General features: G+C 54.8%; 16 protein-coding genes. 10 read left to right on the plus strand and 6 right to left on the minus strand.

Annotation, left to right across the window (positions count from 1 at the left end; translation table 11 throughout):
- Nucleotides 1–4: 4 nt before the first annotated feature.
- The 10 genes from ABJZ52_RS00765 (at nucleotide 5) to ABJZ52_RS00810 (ending at nucleotide 10,565) form a co-directional block, all read left to right on the plus strand.
- Nucleotides 5–784, plus strand: a complete 780-nt coding sequence (locus ABJZ52_RS00765) for an IclR family transcriptional regulator (protein ID WP_348186678.1) — start codon at nucleotides 5–7, stop codon at nucleotides 782–784.
- Nucleotides 785–807: 23 nt separating this feature from the next.
- Nucleotides 808–1,869 (plus strand): sn-glycerol-3-phosphate ABC transporter ATP-binding protein UgpC, encoded by a 1,062-nt coding sequence (gene ugpC, locus ABJZ52_RS00770; protein WP_348186676.1) that lies wholly within the window; start codon nucleotides 808–810, stop codon nucleotides 1,867–1,869.
- A 114-nt stretch (nucleotides 1,870–1,983) separates the two neighbouring features.
- A complete protein-coding gene (locus ABJZ52_RS00775; RefSeq protein WP_348186674.1) occupies nucleotides 1,984–2,670 on the plus strand; it encodes an HAD family hydrolase in 687 nt (228 codons plus the stop codon).
- 21 nt (nucleotides 2,671–2,691) lie between these two features.
- Entirely contained in the window at nucleotides 2,692–3,648 is a 957-nt protein-coding gene (locus ABJZ52_RS00780; protein WP_348186672.1) for a sugar-binding transcriptional regulator, read from the plus strand.
- Between the two features lie 270 nt (nucleotides 3,649–3,918).
- On the plus strand, nucleotides 3,919–5,229 hold the full coding sequence (locus ABJZ52_RS00785) for a sugar ABC transporter substrate-binding protein (RefSeq protein WP_348186670.1): 1,311 nt from the start codon (nucleotides 3,919–3,921) through the stop codon (nucleotides 5,227–5,229).
- 70 nt (nucleotides 5,230–5,299) lie between these two features.
- Nucleotides 5,300–6,172, plus strand: coding sequence for a sugar ABC transporter permease (locus ABJZ52_RS00790; protein WP_348186692.1), 873 nt, complete (start codon nucleotides 5,300–5,302; stop codon nucleotides 6,170–6,172).
- Nucleotides 6,173–6,174: 2 nt separating this feature from the next.
- A complete protein-coding gene (locus tag ABJZ52_RS00795; RefSeq protein WP_348186668.1) occupies nucleotides 6,175–7,005 on the plus strand; it encodes a carbohydrate ABC transporter permease in 831 nt (276 codons plus the stop codon).
- 11 nt (nucleotides 7,006–7,016) lie between these two features.
- Complete coding sequence (locus tag ABJZ52_RS00800) at nucleotides 7,017–8,018, plus strand: ABC transporter ATP-binding protein (protein ID WP_348186666.1); 1,002 nt, start codon at nucleotides 7,017–7,019, stop codon at nucleotides 8,016–8,018.
- Nucleotides 8,019–8,149: 131 nt separating this feature from the next.
- A complete protein-coding gene (locus ABJZ52_RS00805; RefSeq protein ID WP_348186664.1) occupies nucleotides 8,150–9,628 on the plus strand; it encodes a mannitol dehydrogenase family protein in 1,479 nt (492 codons plus the stop codon).
- 4 nt (nucleotides 9,629–9,632) lie between these two features.
- Complete coding sequence (locus ABJZ52_RS00810) at nucleotides 9,633–10,565, plus strand: carbohydrate kinase (RefSeq protein WP_348186690.1); 933 nt, start codon at nucleotides 9,633–9,635, stop codon at nucleotides 10,563–10,565.
- Between the two features lie 16 nt (nucleotides 10,566–10,581).
- Here the strand turns inward: ABJZ52_RS00810 and ABJZ52_RS00815 are convergent, their stop codons facing one another.
- The 6 genes from ABJZ52_RS00815 to cofE all read right to left on the minus strand — a co-directional run bounded on the left by ABJZ52_RS00815 (nucleotide 10,582) and on the right by cofE (nucleotide 17,061).
- The gene (locus ABJZ52_RS00815) at nucleotides 10,582–11,967 is read right to left on the minus strand and encodes a mannose-1-phosphate guanylyltransferase/mannose-6-phosphate isomerase (RefSeq protein WP_348186662.1); all 1,386 of its coding nucleotides are present in this window, start codon (nucleotides 11,965–11,967) and stop codon (nucleotides 10,582–10,584) included.
- Between the two features lie 177 nt (nucleotides 11,968–12,144).
- Nucleotides 12,145–12,957, minus strand: a complete 813-nt coding sequence (locus ABJZ52_RS00820; protein WP_348186660.1) for a heme ABC transporter ATP-binding protein — start codon at nucleotides 12,955–12,957, stop codon at nucleotides 12,145–12,147.
- A gap of 14 nt (nucleotides 12,958–12,971) precedes the next feature.
- Nucleotides 12,972–14,066 (minus strand): iron chelate uptake ABC transporter family permease subunit, encoded by a 1,095-nt coding sequence (locus ABJZ52_RS00825; RefSeq protein WP_348186688.1) that lies wholly within the window; start codon nucleotides 14,064–14,066, stop codon nucleotides 12,972–12,974.
- A 47-nt stretch (nucleotides 14,067–14,113) separates the two neighbouring features.
- On the minus strand, nucleotides 14,114–15,001 hold the full coding sequence (locus ABJZ52_RS00830; protein ID WP_348186658.1) for an ABC transporter substrate-binding protein: 888 nt from the start codon (nucleotides 14,999–15,001) through the stop codon (nucleotides 14,114–14,116).
- On the minus strand, nucleotides 14,998–16,086 hold the full coding sequence (locus tag ABJZ52_RS00835; RefSeq protein ID WP_348186656.1) for a ChuX/HutX family heme-like substrate-binding protein: 1,089 nt from the start codon (nucleotides 16,084–16,086) through the stop codon (nucleotides 14,998–15,000). The genes ABJZ52_RS00830 and ABJZ52_RS00835 overlap by 4 nt, the downstream gene beginning before the upstream one ends.
- 216 nt (nucleotides 16,087–16,302) lie before the next feature.
- Nucleotides 16,303–17,061, minus strand: coding sequence for a coenzyme F420-0:L-glutamate ligase (cofE, locus tag ABJZ52_RS00840; protein ID WP_348186654.1), 759 nt, complete (start codon nucleotides 17,059–17,061; stop codon nucleotides 16,303–16,305).
- Nucleotides 17,062–17,064: the final 3 nt, after the last annotated feature.

The following is a 17,064-nucleotide window of genomic DNA, read 5'->3' on the forward strand; positions in this document are numbered from 1 at the left end:
CGTGATGAACAAGCAGGACGGGGGAGACGGCACGGTTGGCAAAGCGTTAGCCGTTCTTGACCAGGTCGCTGCCATGGGCCGGCCGGTCCGGTTCACCGAAGTGCTTTCAGACAGCGTTCACCCGAAGGCCACTCTTTACCGGCTGCTGCAAACTCTGGTGAGCCAGGGCATGCTGGCTTATGACGATCATCAGCAAACCTACTCTCTCGGCATACGCCTCGTGCGCCTTGCTCATGCGGCCTGGAAGCAGAGTTCACTTGCTCCGATCGCAAGGCCATTCATCGAAGAGCTGGCGAAGACTGCAGGCGAAACTGTCCATTTGGCGCAGCTCGACAATGGGCAGGTTCTTTACGTCGACAAGCGCAATGCTGCGTCTCCGATCGAGATGTTTTCCCAGGCAGGCAAGGTCGGTCCTTGTTATTGCACCGGCGTCGGCAAGGCGATGATGGCGTTTCTTGACGAACCGGATCTCTCGCAGGTTCTGGAAAAGCAGTCTTTCTACCGCTACACGCCCAATACGTTGACTTCTTCAGAAGAGATGCGCAGTGAGCTTGCCGATATCCGGAAAGATGGCGTTGCATTCGACCGGGAAGAGCACGAGCCTGGTATTATTTGTATAGCAACGCCAATCCTCTCGGTATCTGGACGTCCCCTCGGCGCGCTCTCTGTCACGACGTCAACCCAGCGCAAGTCCCTGAAACATCTTGAGAGCTTTCGCCCCGTCCTGTTGGAAACCGCAGCCAAGACCGCCGCGGCCGCCGCGAACTGGCAATTTCCCGGCTAAATCATTCAAGGAGCCTTTATCCCATGTCAGGTGTGACGCTGACCAAGGCAGTGAAGAAATACGGCGATCTCGAAGTCGTTCATGGAGTGGACCTGACCGTTGAACACGGCGAGTTTTGCGTTTTTGTCGGGCCTTCTGGTTGCGGCAAGTCGACGTTGTTGCGGATGATCGCGGGGCTCGAAGAAACCACGGACGGGAAGATCGCAATCGGCGGGCGTGATGTCACCGCTGTTGATCCCGCGGACCGTGGCGTGGCAATGGTATTTCAGACCTATGCGCTCTATCCGCATATGACCGTGGAAGAAAACATGAGCTTCGGCCTCAAAATGACTGGGCATCCGAAGACGGAAATCGAAGCCAAGGTGTCCGAAGCCAGCCGGATTCTGAAGCTCGACCAATACCTGAAGCGAAAGCCGAAGGCACTGTCTGGCGGTCAACGTCAACGTGTCGCGATTGGGCGAGCCATTGTGCGAGGGCCAGAAGTTTTCCTGTTCGATGAGCCCCTCTCCAATCTTGACGCCGAGCTTCGGGTCGACATGCGAGTTGAGATTGCTCGTCTGCACAAGGATATCGGCGCAACCATGATCTATGTGACCCATGATCAGGTTGAGGCCATGACACTCGCGGACAAGATCGTCGTTTTGCGGGCCGGTCATATCGAACAGGTTGGTTCGCCGATGGAGCTCTATGCCAATCCGGACAACAAATTTGTTGCCGGCTTTATTGGCTCTCCGAGCATGAACTTCGTTGAAGGCCTGGCATCATCCGGCGCAGTTGTTGTGCCGGCCTTCGGCAACAAAGCCTTTAAGACGGACGTCGCGCTGCCCAGTGAAGGGACACCGGTGACCGTCGGGATACGTCCACAGGACATCACAATTGCGGCCTCTGAGACCGGTGCCGAGGTGGATCTGACCGAGCAATTAGGTGGGGTCGCCTATACCTATTTAATCTGTCCAACAGGCGAACGTGTGGTGGTCGAGACGAAAGGCATAGAGGCTCCCGCATCAGGCGCCAGGGTCTTGCCATCACTGGCTGAGGACGCTCTTTTTCTGTTTGATCCGGAAACCGAGAAACGTCTTCGCTAGTGGCGGGCGAACTGGTGCTCAGAGACGGGCGCACCAAGTCCGCGCCCTATCTATTTCATTCCAGTTGAATGCGAGATTTCTGAAACCGGGCGCAAAAACGGCTATAAGGCCGTCATGTGCTTTCAACTTTCAAAAGACATTGACGCGGTCATCTTCGATTGTGATGGCGTCCTGATCGATAGTGAAATCATCAGCGCCCGGGTGTTGATGGCGTCACTGGATCAATTGGGTGTAAAGGTCAATTGGACCTATTTCAAAACCCATTTCCTTGGTCGTAGCTTTCCAAAAGTTGCGGCCAGCATACGCAGCGATTTTGAAGTGGACTTACCTGCGGATTTCGAAACTAGCTACAGGTCTAGCTTGCTTGAGGCTTTCGAGCGGGAGCTTCATCCCGTTGAGGGTGTCCAAAGTGTGATCGAAAACCTTGGCGTCAAAAACTGCGTCGCAACAAGCAGTAGTCCGGAACGCGTTGCACGTTCACTTGCGATTACCGGCCTGCGTCGCTTTTTCGATGACCGTGTTTTTACTGCCTCTGAAGTTGAACGCGGCAAGCCGGAGCCGGACCTTTTTTTGCACGCTGCAGCTTCTCTCGGCGTTTCGCCTGAGGCTTGTCTGGTGATTGAGGACAGCGTTCCAGGACTTCAGGCTGCGCGCGCTGCAGGGATGGAAGTCTGGCACTTTGTAGGTGGAAGTCACCTTTCGGAGAGCGACGCCAAGAATGTTAAGATCCAGCCACCTGCGCCGTTTTTTGACACTTGGTCTCGTTTTTTTGCTATGGCGCCAAAGTTGATGGCAGTTTGATTGCAGGCTCAAGGCTGATTAATGGCGACTAAGACAGAAAACGACCCTACTCGTCTCGATGACGCAGCACGTGCGGGTTGGCTCTACTATGTTGCCGGGAATACGCAGGACGAGATCGCCCGCAAGCTCGGGATCTCGAGGCAGACGGCCCAGAGACTTGTGTCCCTGGCGGTAAGCGAACGATTGATCAAGGTTCGCCTTGATCACCCGATCGCGCATTGCATGGAACTCGCAGAAAAGATGAAGGACCGTTTCGGTCTCAAGATGTGCGAGGTTGTTCCAAGTGATCCCGTGAACCCGCTTTCCATCATCGGTCTCGCGCAGGCGGCGGCAACAGAGATGGAGCGGCACCTCAAGGCGACGGAGCCCAAGGTGATTGCGTTTGGAACTGGCCGAGCGCTCAGGGCGTCGGTAGATCAACTACCGGCTATGGATTGCCCGCAACACCGAATTGTTTCGCTGCTGGGCAATATGAATTCCGATGGTTCGGCATCAGCCTACAACGTCATTATTCGGATGGCAGACCGGATCAATGCCCGCCACTACCCCATGCCTTTGCCGGTGTTCGCGAGATCGACGGAAGAGCGAACACTGCTGCACAATCAAGAGCCGGTTCATAACATCCTCGAACTCTCCAAGAAGGCAGATGTTACCTTCGTTGGCATCGGCAACATGGATGAAACCGCTCCACTTTTCATTGACGGGTTTATCGACCGCTCGGAGCTCGACGCGCTGAACGCAGCAGGGGCTGCAGGGGAAATAACCAGCTGGGTATTCGACGGCGATGGTCAGCTCATCGAAGGCTTGACCAATAGCAGGGTCGCGAGTGCGCCATTGGTTCCATTTAGCGAAAAGCCCATTGTCGGAATAGCGGCCGGAGATCTCAAGGTGGATGCCATCCTAGGTGCTTTGGCTGGCCACCTCGTCAACGGGCTGATCACCAATGAAGCGACGGCCGAACTTCTTTTGGCTCGTTGAGACTCCCCAGCGGGTCATTCGGCGCTGATTAAAAATTGTGCGCTCGCCTTTGCTCACGCTTTGGGCGAAATTTCTGGCGTTGAGGTCATGTCACTCTCATTGTTGGGCAAAGTTCCTAAAGATTAATTATTTGATTCTTCGTCTTTTTTTGCATTGCAGCAACGAAAGTTTCGCTGTGACGTTGCGCTGCAGCTTGACGTCTCGCGACTCTTTTGTGAATATTTGCTCGCCTAATTAGCAAATGCTCAGTTTGAGCTTTGGGAGGAAATTATGACCCTTTTTTCACGTGCCCTCTTGGGTGCGACAGCACTGACGCTCGTAGCTTCGCCTGTGCTTGCCGAAAAGCTGACCATCGCAACGGTCAACAACGGCGACATGATCCGCATGCAGAAGCTGGCCGATGACTTCACGGCGCAAAATCCGGACATCGAGCTGGAATGGCTCACGATGGAAGAAAACGTGCTGCGTCAGCGCGTCACAACGGATATTGCGACCAAGGGTGGACAGTTCGATGTGATGACGATCGGCACATATGAAGTGCCGATCTGGGGCAAGCAGGGCTGGCTTGTTTCTCTAAACGATCTTCCTGCCGAATATGATGTCGACGACATTCTTCCGGCGATCCGTGGTGGTCTGACGATCGACGGTGAGCTCTACGCGGCACCGTTCTACGGTGAAAGCTCGATGGTCATGTACCGGAAGGACCTGATGGAGAAGGCCGGTCTTGAAATGCCGGATGCGCCCACATGGGAATTCATCGGCAAGGCCGCACGTGCCATGACCGACAAGGACAATGAAGTCTACGGCATCTGTCTGCGCGGCAAGGCGGGCTGGGGCGAGAACATGGCGTTCTTGACCGCAACAGCGAACTCGTTCGGCGCGCGTTGGTTCGACGAAAACTGGACGCCTCAGTTCGACGGAGAGGCCTGGAAGAGCACTCTCAACTTCTATCTCGATCTGATGGAAGACGCAGGACCTCCAGGAGCATCTTCTAACGGCTTCAACGAGAACCTGTCGCTGTTCCAGACCGGCAAGTGCGGTATGTGGATTGATGCCACTGTGGCTGCCTCCTTCGTGACCAACCCTGCCGACAGCACTGTTGCCGATCAGGTTGGCTTCGCACTTGCTCCGGACAATGGTCTTGGCAAGCGTGGCAACTGGCTCTGGGCATGGTCTCTGGCTATCCCGGCTGGAACTCAGAAGGAAGAAGCTGCCAAGAAATTCATCGACTGGGCGACTTCCAAGGAATACCTCGAGCTCGTGGCAGAGAAGGAAGGCTGGGCGAATGTACCTCCTGGAACCCGGACTTCGCTTTACGAGAACCCGGAATATCAGAAGGTGCCTTTTGCCAAGATGACGCTTGATAGCATCAACTCGGCAGATCCGACCAACCCGACGGTTGATCCGGTGCCTTACGTGGGCGTCCAGTTCGTCGCAATTCCTGAATTCCAGGGCATTGCAACGGCGGTTGGACAGGCTTTTGCGGCGGCACTCGCTGGAAACGTCACCGCAGATGAAGCCCTCGCAAACGCTCAGGCGATCACCGAGCGCACAATGAAGAAGTCTGGTTACATCAAGTAATCGATGCCTGACTTGAGACCGGTCCATGACGGATCGGTCTCGCCTTTTCCGTACTGAACTGGCTGGACCAATGGCTACCGCTCATTCTCGTGCCGCGGCGCGGTTCATGATTTCTCCTGCTGTGCTTTTGCTGCTCGGTTGGATGATCGTTCCGCTCTCCATGACCGTCTACTTTTCTTTCCTGAGCTACAATCTTTTGATGCCGGGAATGGAAGAGTTCATCGGCTTCACCAACTACGAGTTTTTTCTGACGGACCCGGCGTTTTTTGAGGCGCTGACCAACACTATTCTGCTGGTCGTTGGAGTGCTCTTCATCACGATCGTTGGTGGGACGGCTCTCGCATTGCTTCTGGACCAACCATTTTGGGGCCAGGGCATCGTTCGTATTCTGGTGATTGCGCCTTTCTTCGTGATGCCGACAGTGTCGGCGCTGGTCTGGAAGAACATGTTCATGAACCCGGTCAATGGCCTCTTCGCGCATATGGCCAAGGGCGTGGGACTGGAGCCTTTTGACTTTCTCGCTCATGCACCGCTGTTTTCGATCATTCTGATCGTCGCCTGGCAATGGTTGCCTTTTGCGACGCTTATTCTTCTCACCGCGCTACAGTCACTCGATCAGGAGCAGCTTGAAGCGTCCAAAATGGATGGCGCCAATTTTGGCAGTCGGTTCATCTATATCGTGCTCCCGCACATGTCTCGCGCGATCACGGTTGTTGTCCTGATCCAGACAATTTTCCTCTTGTCCGTTTTCGCCGAGATCCTGGTTACGACCAATGGCGGACCAGGCTATGCGTCTACCAACATCACCTATCTCGTCTACGCACAGTCGCTGTTGCAGTTCGACGTCGGGGGCGGCTCGGCCGGCGGCATCATTGCTGTCATTCTCGCCAACATCGTTGCGATCTTCCTGATGAGGATGATCGGCAAGAACCTGGAGGCTTGATCATGGCGCGGCGCGTTTCCAATCAACGAAAGTTTGTCGTCACACTTGTTGCCTGGGCAATCGGCTTGACCATCTTCTTCCCGATTCTCTGGACCGTCCTGACAAGCTTCAAGACCGAGGCAGAGGCCATCGCATCGCCTCCTTCCTTCCTGCTGTTCGACTGGACCCTGGAGAACTACACCGAAGTCAATGAGCGGTCAGATTACTTTCTGCACTTCATGAACTCGGTGATCATCTCACTTGGCTCGACCCTGCTAGGCCTTGCAATTGCAATTCCTGCAGCTTGGTCTATGGCCTTTGTTCCGGGCAAGCGGACCAAAGACGTCCTGATGTGGATGTTGTCCACCAAAATGCTGCCTCCAGTAGGGGTCCTGATTCCGATTTACCTGTTGTTCCGTGACTTCGGTCTCCTCGACACGCGACTGGGACTGGTGATCGTTCTCACGCTGATCAATCTTCCGATCATTGTCTGGATGCTGTTCACCTACTTCAAGGAAATTCCTGGAGAGATCCTGGAAGCGGCACGTATGGACGGAGCGACGCTCTGGAACGAGGTCGTCCACGTCCTCACCCCCATGGCTGTTCCGGGCATCGCCTCGACGCTCCTCCTGAACGTCATTCTTGCCTGGAACGAGGCGTTCTGGACTCTCAATCTGACGGCGGCGAAAGCCGCTCCGCTCACTGCCTTCATTGCGAGCTATTCCAGCCCGGAAGGTCTCTTCTACGCAAAGCTATCGGCTGCCTCGACATTGGCCATCGCTCCGATCCTGATTCTTGGCTGGTTCAGTCAGAAGCAGCTGGTACGTGGCCTGACCTTTGGCGCTGTGAAATAGGAAATCTGACCATGGGCAAGATATCTCTCAAACAAGTCACCAAGGCCTTTGGCGATGTCGAAGTCATTCGCCCCTTGGACCTGGATATTGAAGACGGAGAATTCGTCGTTTTCGTTGGTCCGTCGGGATGTGGCAAGTCAACGTTGTTGCGGTTGATCGCAGGCCTCGAAGACGTCACGGACGGGCATATCGAGATCGATGGCAAGGACGCGACAGAAGTGGCCCCTGCAAAGCGAGGACTGGCCATGGTGTTCCAGTCCTACGCTCTCTATCCGCATATGTCCGTTCGCAAGAATATCTCCTTCCCGCTGAAGATGGCCAAAATTGATCCTGCAGAACAGGAGCGGCGTGTTTCGTCAGCAGCTGCGATCTTGAACCTGACCGATTACCTGGACCGCCGTCCTGGCCAACTTTCTGGCGGTCAGCGCCAGCGTGTCGCAATTGGTCGAGCAATCGTTCGTGAGCCGTCTGCATTTCTGTTTGACGAGCCGCTGTCCAATCTCGACGCAGCATTGCGCGTCAACATGAGGCTGGAAATATCGGAACTGCACCAATCCCTGAAAACGACGATGGTCTATGTGACGCACGATCAGGTCGAAGCGATGACAATGGCGGACAAGATCGTCGTGTTGCAGGCTGGCCGGATTGAGCAAGTGGGATCCCCGCTGGCCTTGTACCGTGCGCCGGCAAACAAGTTCGTCGCCGGTTTTATTGGCTCGCCCAAGATGAATTTTGTTGAAGGCGAGGAAGCCGAGAAACACGGCGCGCATTGCATCGGTATTCGCCCGGAGCATCTAAGCCTTTCGGGAACTTCCGGAACCTGGATGGGCAAGGTCGGCGTTGCCGAGCACCTTGGGTCTGACACCTTCCTCTACGTACACGTAGATGGGCTCGCCCCACTGACCGTTCGTGTTCAGGGAGAGGCAGGCGTTCACCATGGCGACATTGTCCACGTTACGCCGATGCCGGAACATCTTCATCGTTTTGATGCGGACGGAATAACCATTCGATAAGCACAGGCGCTGCCTGCGCGTCGTGTTTTCGCACAAGCTGATTTGGGAGCGTGACGTATCCACGCAGCCCCTTCTTCTGTAATTTCGCCCTCAGGCGAATTCAAATGCCAGTAAATCTGTAAGAGGCGAATGTGACAACAAAATTGTCTCTGTCCACCCTGTCCGACCTGGGTGAAAGTGTCAGCACTCCGCTGTATACCCGGGATCAGCTGTCTCCGGGCATCGTGCATGTTGGTGTCGGCAATTTCCATCGTGCGCATCAGGCCGTCTATCTGGACCGGCTGTTCAACAAGGGCCTCGACCACGACTGGGCGATCATTGGCGCTGGCGTCAAGAGTTACGACAAGGCGATGAGAGATCGTCTCGCCGGGCAAGACTGGTTGACGACGGTGGTGGAGCTGGAACCGAACGGTCTGAGTGCTCGTGTGACAGGTGTCATGACGGACTTTGCGGACATCGATCCGGCTGCGCTTATTGCCACTCTCATTCGCCCGGAAATACGGATCGTCTCGCTGACGATTACTGAGGGAGGGTACTATGTCGACGCAAAAACCGGACTGCTTGATCTATCCCATCACGAGATCCAAGGTGATGTCGGAAACCCTGAAGCACCGCAAACGATATTTGGCATTTTGATCGTCGCATTGGGCCTGCGCAAGGACAGTGGCCTCGAGCCATTCACAATCTTGTCTTGCGACAACCTGCCTGAAAACGGACATGTCGCACGCCAGACCGTTGTCGGATTGGCAAAGCAAATGGTTCCCGATCTTGCAGGCTGGATCGAGGCGAATGTCGCATTTCCGAGCAGTATGGTCGATTGTATCACGCCGGCCACCTCAGCGCGCGAAGTGGGACTTGTCGCTCAGAAATTCGAGATCCAGGATGATGCTCCGGTTGCCTGCGAACCTTTTCGCCAGTGGGTGATGGAGGACCGGTTTCCGGCCGGCCGCCCGTCTCTGGAGGCTGTTGGTGTTCAATTTGTCGACGATGTCGCCCCGTATGAGTTGATGAAGCTTCGAATTTTGAACGGCGGTCATGCGGCGATCGCCTATCCATCTGCGTTGCTTGGCTATCATTTTGTTCATGAAGCGATGGCAGACCCTGACATCACGGGTTGGTTCAAGAAGTTGGCGCGCACGGATGTGATTCCGGTCGTTCCGCCCATACCCGGAATCGATTTCGATGAGTATCTCGAGACCTGTGTTTCGCGGTTTGCAAATCCGGAAATTGGGGACACGGTGGCACGGCTTTGCTTGGACGGTTCGAATCGGCAACCGAAGTTCATACTGCCTACGATCGCGGATGCGCTTCACGCAGGTCGCTTGATCGAAGGGCTTGCGTTAGAGGTTGCCTTCTGGTGCCGTTACTGCGCGGAAAGTGTACTTTCAGGCAGTGGCGTCATTCTGGAAGATGAGCGCGCCGAACAGCTGCGCGGTGCCGCAATACGTTCGAAAGAAAACCCTACGGCATTCCTCGCGCTTGACGATGTTTTCGGAGACCTCGGCCGCAACGATGTCTTCGCAAAGGCGTTCGAACGACAGCTGAATAGCCTTTGGGAGCGCGGTACGCGCAAGACCCTCCAAGCCTATCTCAGTGAAGGAAGCCATTGAGATCATGATCCTCTGCTGCGGTGAAGCGCTTATTGACATGATCCCGGAGAAGAGCGCTTCCGGGCAAACAGCATTTGTTCCTCATCCGGGTGGCGCCGTTTTCAATACGGCGATTGCGTTGGGACGACTAGAAATTAAAACCGGCATGCTGACCGGCCTTTCGACAGATCTCTTCGGAGTGCAGTTAGAGCAGGCTCTTGCGGCAAGTTCTGTCGATGCGACACCCTCCATTCGTAGCGACCTACCGACCACTCTAGCTTTTGTTCAACTAGATGAGGGGCAGGCAACCTATACGTTTTATGATGAAAATTCGGCGGGTCGAATGCTCGATTCCCCAGACATTCCTGAGCTAACCCCTGCGGTCGAAGCGCTGTTTTTTGGCGGTATCAGCTTGGCCGTCGAGCCCTGCGCCGATGCCTATGCGGATTTGCTGGTACGGTACGCTCGGCAAAAGGTCATCATGATCGATCCCAACATCAGGCCGGGTTTCATCCGTGACGATGCTCGTTATCGTCAGCGGCTTGATCGGATGTTGCGGAGCGCCGATATCGTCAAAGTCTCAGACGAAGATCTCGACTGGATTTTGCCCGGACCTCAGTCTCTTCGGGAAAAGTCTCAGGCTATTATGGGCTTGGGAGTGTCTGTCGTCTTGGTCACACGAGGCACAAAAGGAGCTGTCGGTTTCACAGCTTCTGGTCTTGATGTATCCGTGCCGGGCCTTTCAGTGCGAGTGGTCGATACGGTTGGAGCTGGTGATACTTTCAACGCAGGCGTTTTGGCCATATTGCAAGAGAGCGGTGCTCTTCAGCGGGACACCATCGCGCAGGTGTCTGAAGGCACGCTTGCAAAGGCGCTGGCACTGGGGGCGCAGACGGCGGCAATTACCGTTTCGCGGGCAGGGGCGAACCCGCCGCGACGTGATGAGCTTCTCGTCTAAATTCAGGTTTGAATTCTCACGAATGACGCAGGATGTCGTCGGCATCCAGATAGGTTCCTGACTGAACCTCGATCATTCGTACGGGGATCTTGCCGGGATTGTACAACTTGTGCTGGGCCCCAAGGGGAACAAATGCCGACTGGTTCTCCGTGAGCAATTCGGCTTTTCCTTCGATGGTGATCTCAACGGTTCCAGAGACGACGACCCAATGTTCGGCACGGTGCAGGTGGCTCTGAAGGGTGAGGCCTTTTCCTGGCTTGATCATCATTGATTGGACAGAAAATCTGTCGCCGGAATTGATGCGTTCGGTCCAGCCCCAAGGCTTGTAGGTGCGGGGGTGGGCGTTGACCTCTTCTCGCCCTTCATTCTCCAGGGCCTCTACAATCTTCTTTACATCCTGGGCCTTGTCCTTGTGGGCGACAAGGACGCTGTCGCGTGTTGAAATAACAAGAACGTCGGAAAGGCCTATTACCGACACCAGACCGTCGTCGGCATAGGCGAGACAATTCTGCGATCCGAGGAACCGTGTATCGCCAAGGCCACTGTTGCCTTCTGGATCTTTTTCGAGAACATCCCAGATTGCGGACCATGACCCTAGATCATCCCACTGTGGGGCCATGGGGACACAAGAGATATTGGGTGCCTTTTCCATGATCGCGTAGTCGATCGAGATACTTTCGATCTTGGCAAAAGCGTCTTCACTCAGACGCGTGAAATCTAGATCTCTTGAGCGCGTTGCCAGAGCCGCTCGAATATCGGCCATCAACTGAGGCTGGTGTGTTTCAAATGCTTCGATCATCGCTTTTGCGGAATAAAGAAAGATCCCCGCGTTCCAGACGTAGTTGTGATCTGCAAGAAACTTTTTTGCTGTCAAAAGGTCGGGCTTTTCGACAAAGGCCGCAACCTTTCTGACTGGAGCGGCGCCATCCTCAAGCCGAATATAACCATACCCCGTATTCGGCTCATGCGGGGTAATGCCGAAAGTCACGATTTGTCCGGAACGGGCGGCGCCTGACGCGTTCCCAACCGCCTTCCGGAAGACTTCCTCCTCGCCGATCAGATGATCTGAGGGGAGTAGAAGAACAAGCGTCTCGGGATCTCTTTCGCCAGCAAGAAGAGCTGCCATGGCGGTCGGTGCGGCCGTGTTGCGACCCATTGGTTCGAGAAGAATGGTGTCCGCCTCGACACCTGTTTCCGCAAGCTGCTCACCCATCAGAAAGCGATGGTTGTTGTTTCCGATCACAATCGGTGCGCCAAAGGCTTCTCCCTGAACGCGCTTGATGGTTTTCTGGAAAAGGCTTTCACCATTGAAAATGGGCAGGAATTGTTTTGGCCGGTCCTTACGCGAAAGAGGCCAAAGCCGCGAGCCGATGCCTCCGGACAAAATACAGGGAAAAATCATTACAATTTATCATCCAAAAAGCTGCGATTTTAGAGCTGTCTTTATGGGGGCATCGAGGCGAAAAAGCAAAGCTGAAACATATCCCAAATCTTAGCCTCAGACAGAAGCGCTTGGCCAATGCACTCCCTTGAACTGCACGCTTTTAGGTTTCTTTCGCCGGTACGCCGAGATGGATTGCTAGCCATGCCGCGCGAGAACGATTGGTGCGCTGCGCCCATCTACATGAGATACCTGAATGTCGTAGTCGTAGGCATCAGAGAGAATTTCGTCCTTGTAGACGGCGGCCACGCTTCCCATGATCTTCAGTTCACCGTTTCGAATGACCATGACGGTGTCGGCAAAGCTGGCCGTGAGATTGAGGTCATGCATCACCGCCAAGACACCACCGCCGCGTCGAGCATAGTCGGCGGCAATGTTCATGATCTGGATTTGGTGCTTGATATCCAGGCTGGATACAGGCTCATCGAGAAAGAGCCAGCGGCGGCTACCGTCCTCTGCGACAGGACGCCAAACCTGGCATAGGACACGGGCGAGCTGCACACGCTGCTGTTCTCCGCCGGAGAGCGACTGATACTGCCTGTTCTCAAATCCCTCCAGGTCAACCATGCCAAGTGCGTCGATGATACGGTTGCGTCGCTGCGTTGCTGTTCCCACAGTGTCATTGCGTAGGACACCAAGACTGACGACCTCGGCAACAGTGAGCGGAAAGGCGAGAACTGTATGCTGGGGTAGTACGCCTCGTCGCAAAGCCAATGTTTCCGGCCTGATGGTGCTCAGGTTCTCGCCATTAAGCGTGACACTGCCAGAGTAGGGGAGTTCTCCGGTTAGTGCCTTCAAGAGTGTGCTCTTGCCTGAGCCGTTCGGGCCTAGGATGGTATGAAAGAGCCCTGGCTCAGCCGCAAAACTGAGACCTTTGATGATCGGAGCTCGATCATACCCTACCTCAAGGTCAAGTGCCTCAAGGCTTCCAGCTTTTTCTTGAGGCTTCAAGGCTGTGTTCTCCATCAAAAGCTACTCAGGCCGCGTTTGCGAAGCAGGAGCCAAAGGAAGAACGGTGCACCCATGAATGCAGTCAGAATACCGATGGGTAATTCAGCCGGAGCAACGATTGTTCGACTTATTGTGTCTGTCGCGATGAGAAAGCTCGCTCCTAAAAGGGCTGAAGCGGGCAAAAGGTAGCGATGGTCGGGACCTATGGTCAGTCTAAGAAGATGAGGGACGATAATACCCACGAATCCAATTCCGCCGCTTACCGCAACCGACGCTCCGGAAGCTGCTGCGACCATGATGATACTGATGTTTTTAAGACGCTGAACGCGAATGCCCAAGTGGCCTGCTGCAGCTTCTCCAAGCATCAATGCGTTCAAACCATTTGCAAGAACTGGTAACAGAAAAAGGGTCGCGCAAATTAGTGGCGCAGCTGCAAAAACCTTTTCCCAGGAAGCGCCGGCGAGGGAGCCCAATCCCCAGAAAGTCAGGTCTCTGAGTTGCTGGTCATCGGCCACATAGATAAGAAGCCCTGTGATCGCGCCTGCAAATGCACCAAGAGCGATGCCCGCCAGAAGCAGCGTGGCTACGGAGGTGATGCCGCCTCGAGTGCCTATTCGATAGAGCAGCCATGTAGAGCAAAGACCGCCGCCAAAGGCTGCAAGGGGGAGAGCGTAGATCCCAAAGATCGAGACGATCGGGGCAAGAGTTGTTCCGCCAAGGACGATGAGGCTTGCTGCGCCGAGGCCCGCTCCGGCGGAAACGCCGACGATGCCCGGGTCCGCTAAGGGGTTCCTGAAAAGACCTTGCATTACGGCACCAGAAACGGCGAGGGCAGAGCCGACAAGCGCTCCGAGGAGCGTTCTGGGCAGCCGAATTTCACTCAGTACGATCCAGTCTCGCAGGTTTATGCCTACAGGAGTTTCCTCTGCGCCATTGAACAGATTCAAGAGATAGCTCTGTGCGACATCAAGGATTGGAATTCTAATCGGCCCAATCGACAGGCTTGCAGATATGGCGAGCACAAGAACGACGACAAGAGCGAAAATGACCTGCCGCGCGAGTAGATCCCGCATTCCGGTCGGTTGTATATCTGCAATTGCCGCAGTCATCCGGTTTGCGTCCGGCCGTTTGAGCGAAATCTCGGTCATGTCGCGTATCAGCCACCGAACTCGGTCAACTTTGCGCCGAGCTCATGAATGACCTCCGGCGTGCGGGGGCCAAACCCCAAGAGGTAGTTTCCCAGCATCTGGATAAGCCGTTTGTGTTCGCCAGCGGGAGTTAGCGCAACCGCCGGGTGGTCAAATAATGTCTGTGCCGAGGTGCCATGATCTCTTCCATTGCTCATCATGAGGATCACGTCTGGCGCAGCCTCCAGAATGGCCTCATCGGTCAGCTGCTTGTACCCGGTAAAGCCTTTCGTCGCATTTTTCGCACCGGCTAACTTGAGAATCCCGCTTGCCGCGGTTTCGTCGCCCGATGCCAGGATTCTGCCGCCCTTGGCAGATAGCACGAATAGAACCTTGAAGTCTTTGGTTCGGTCTGCATTTCCCTCTTCCGCCGTCGTGAGTGCGTGTCTCAGGCTGTCATTCAAGGCCTCTGCTTTTTCCTTAACGCCAAGGGCTTCACCGACTGCTTGCACCTTTTGGATTATTCCTTCGCCCGAATAGTCCTCCGGAATGCTGACGATTGGAATTCCGGATTTTGCCAATAGCTCCAGCGTCTCAGGCGGTCCGGCTCCATCAAGCATAAGGATCATGTCGGGTGATACCGACAAGACCCCTTCAGGCGATAACGCCCGTATATAGCCGACATCCGGAAGTTCAGTTGCTTCTGGAGGGAAGGTGCTGGTTGTGTCTCGGGCGACAAGGCGATCCTCTTCACCAAGCGCATAGACGATCTCGGTCACGGACCCTCCGATGGCTACGATGCGTTCTGACGCTGCCTGTTCGGCAAGTGCCACACCTTGCAGAGCAAGGTGGCTGCCCAAAAACGCTGTTGCAAGGAGAGACACAAAGCGGCCCGAGAATGTGGATCTGAAGCTCATGAGGCAACTCCGATTGTGGTGTTGGTTGAAACCTGAGGAAGCCTTTCGATCAGATCCCGCCATTCCGAGCGCTCGACCGAGCCTTCTGTCCTGACGCCAAAAAATTGAATGACCAGGTTGTCGTTCTCGTCATAGGCTTCAATCGACGTCACGTGTTCTATGTCTGCGGGCTTGCGTACAGCCCAGACGCTGGCAATGTGATCGGTGCGCAAGTGAAGGTGAAAGTTTGGATCAAGCACGTTGATCCAAGGCCCCTTGTCCATAACTGTTTTAATTGCACCGGAGTGGATTTGGATGCAGCCCTTGTTGCCGACAAAACACATAATCGGCAGCGCTTCATTTGAAGCCAGGTGCAGCATTGCAGAAACCGCGCTTTCATCGAGCTTCCAGGCCCATTGATGCCCGGCTACTTCCAGAGCGCTTAGGCGATGCAAGTCCAGGTCTTTCAGCATTCCATGGAATTGATGCGGATCCGTGAGCTCTTGCCAACGCTGCCGAAGCGTCTCTCCGACTTCTGACGACGCTGGTTTGCGATCAGTTTCTGAGTGAGCTTTTTCCTCGAATTCGATTCCTGCGTCTTGATCCGAAAGCAGGAGCTTGTCGATTAGGTTGTTCCAGCCTTCGAGATTTGTTTTCGGCCGAGCGTGAACCTTGAATAGAGCTTCTCCTGTCGCATCAAAGAATTGGAGAGATCTGCGCAGGTTCTCGCCGTCCTGTCGTTCAACGGCGAAGCCGTGGGCCCAAACAGCTGGGAACATTCGCATGTCGATCTGTTCACCGAGCATCAATGCTGCGCGTTTGCCATTCACGAACTTCTCAAATGGACCAATCTTCTCATGCACGGCACTTTCGTTCCGCGTCAGTGCCATCACTTCACCGACTTCCTTGAGGCCATTGAAGAGAATGTCAAAGTTCGCCTCAATGCGACGCACACCATGGCCGCAGAACGCGGCCAGAAGCTCTGCCTCCGAGATTTCGAGCATGTTGGCCAAATCCCGGTCCCGCATGTTTGAGTGTTGTTCTCTCATGCGACGGATCTGCGCGCAGTCCCGCTTTTGGCCGGTTTTCGAAAACTGTTCGGTCATAGCTTCGCCTTCAATCAATAATATGATTTCTATATTCATATTATTGAGGGGCATCAATAGCTGAGTATAAAACTCATGTATTGCGCCTGACTGAAAGTGCGCTGCGCCACCCTGAAGAGTGGGCTTTTCGGGTGGTCGTTCTGAAAAACAAAACGGGTTTTGAGAGTGCGTATTCGCCGAGTGATTGGCGACTTTTTAGTTCAAAGACAAGGGAAACTAGCGGAAGAGGTCATCTTCCAATGGTCTTATGAGGGATGCTGCTGGCACCTCGTTTGAAGGCGCGAGCCCCTGCAGTAGAACCACAGGGCAGCCCTCGTTTCCCTGACCCATCAAAAGAGATGCAGCTGAGGCGAGTTCGTCGGCGTGAGCGACCGTTGAAACCTTCAGTTCTCGTCCATAGAGATCCTTTTCACCCCGGATGTCCATAAAGCTCGTCACGCCTGCTGCGCCAATGGCTATGCCGGTTGTGCCGTTGCGAAATGGTCTGCCGAAGCTGTCAGCGATGACGACGCCGAGAGGAACGTTGAACCGCTCCAATAGCGCGGCTCTCAGGCGAGCGGCAGACGCATCAGGATCAATCGGCAAAAGCAGCAGTGCGCCGTTTTCACTGCCCTCGACGTTAGATTGATCAATGCCGGCCTGCGCCATGACCCAACCGCATCGGTGGCGAACCACAAGAACGCCTTTTCGCTTGCGAACAACTTCGGTGCTCTCATCCAAAATGGCTTGCACGAGTCGCGGGTCTTTATCAGTTTCCTCTGCAAGATTGAGAGCTTCCTGGCCAGGTGTGATATCGGCCAGATTGAGAAAGCGGCCCTCCGCTTTCGACACGACCTTCTGGGCGACGACAACGACGTCCCCACTACCGAGCACAACGTTCTGACACAGGAGCCCCTCGGCAATAAGTTTGGCAAGGTCGTCGCCCGGATTGACCAGCGGAAAATCATCGAGCGTCGTGAGTGTCAGTTGGGCCATGAT

Origin of the sequence: Roseibium sp. (genome assembly GCF_039982295.1) — a bacterium.
GTDB lineage: Bacteria > Pseudomonadota > Alphaproteobacteria > Rhizobiales > Stappiaceae > Roseibium.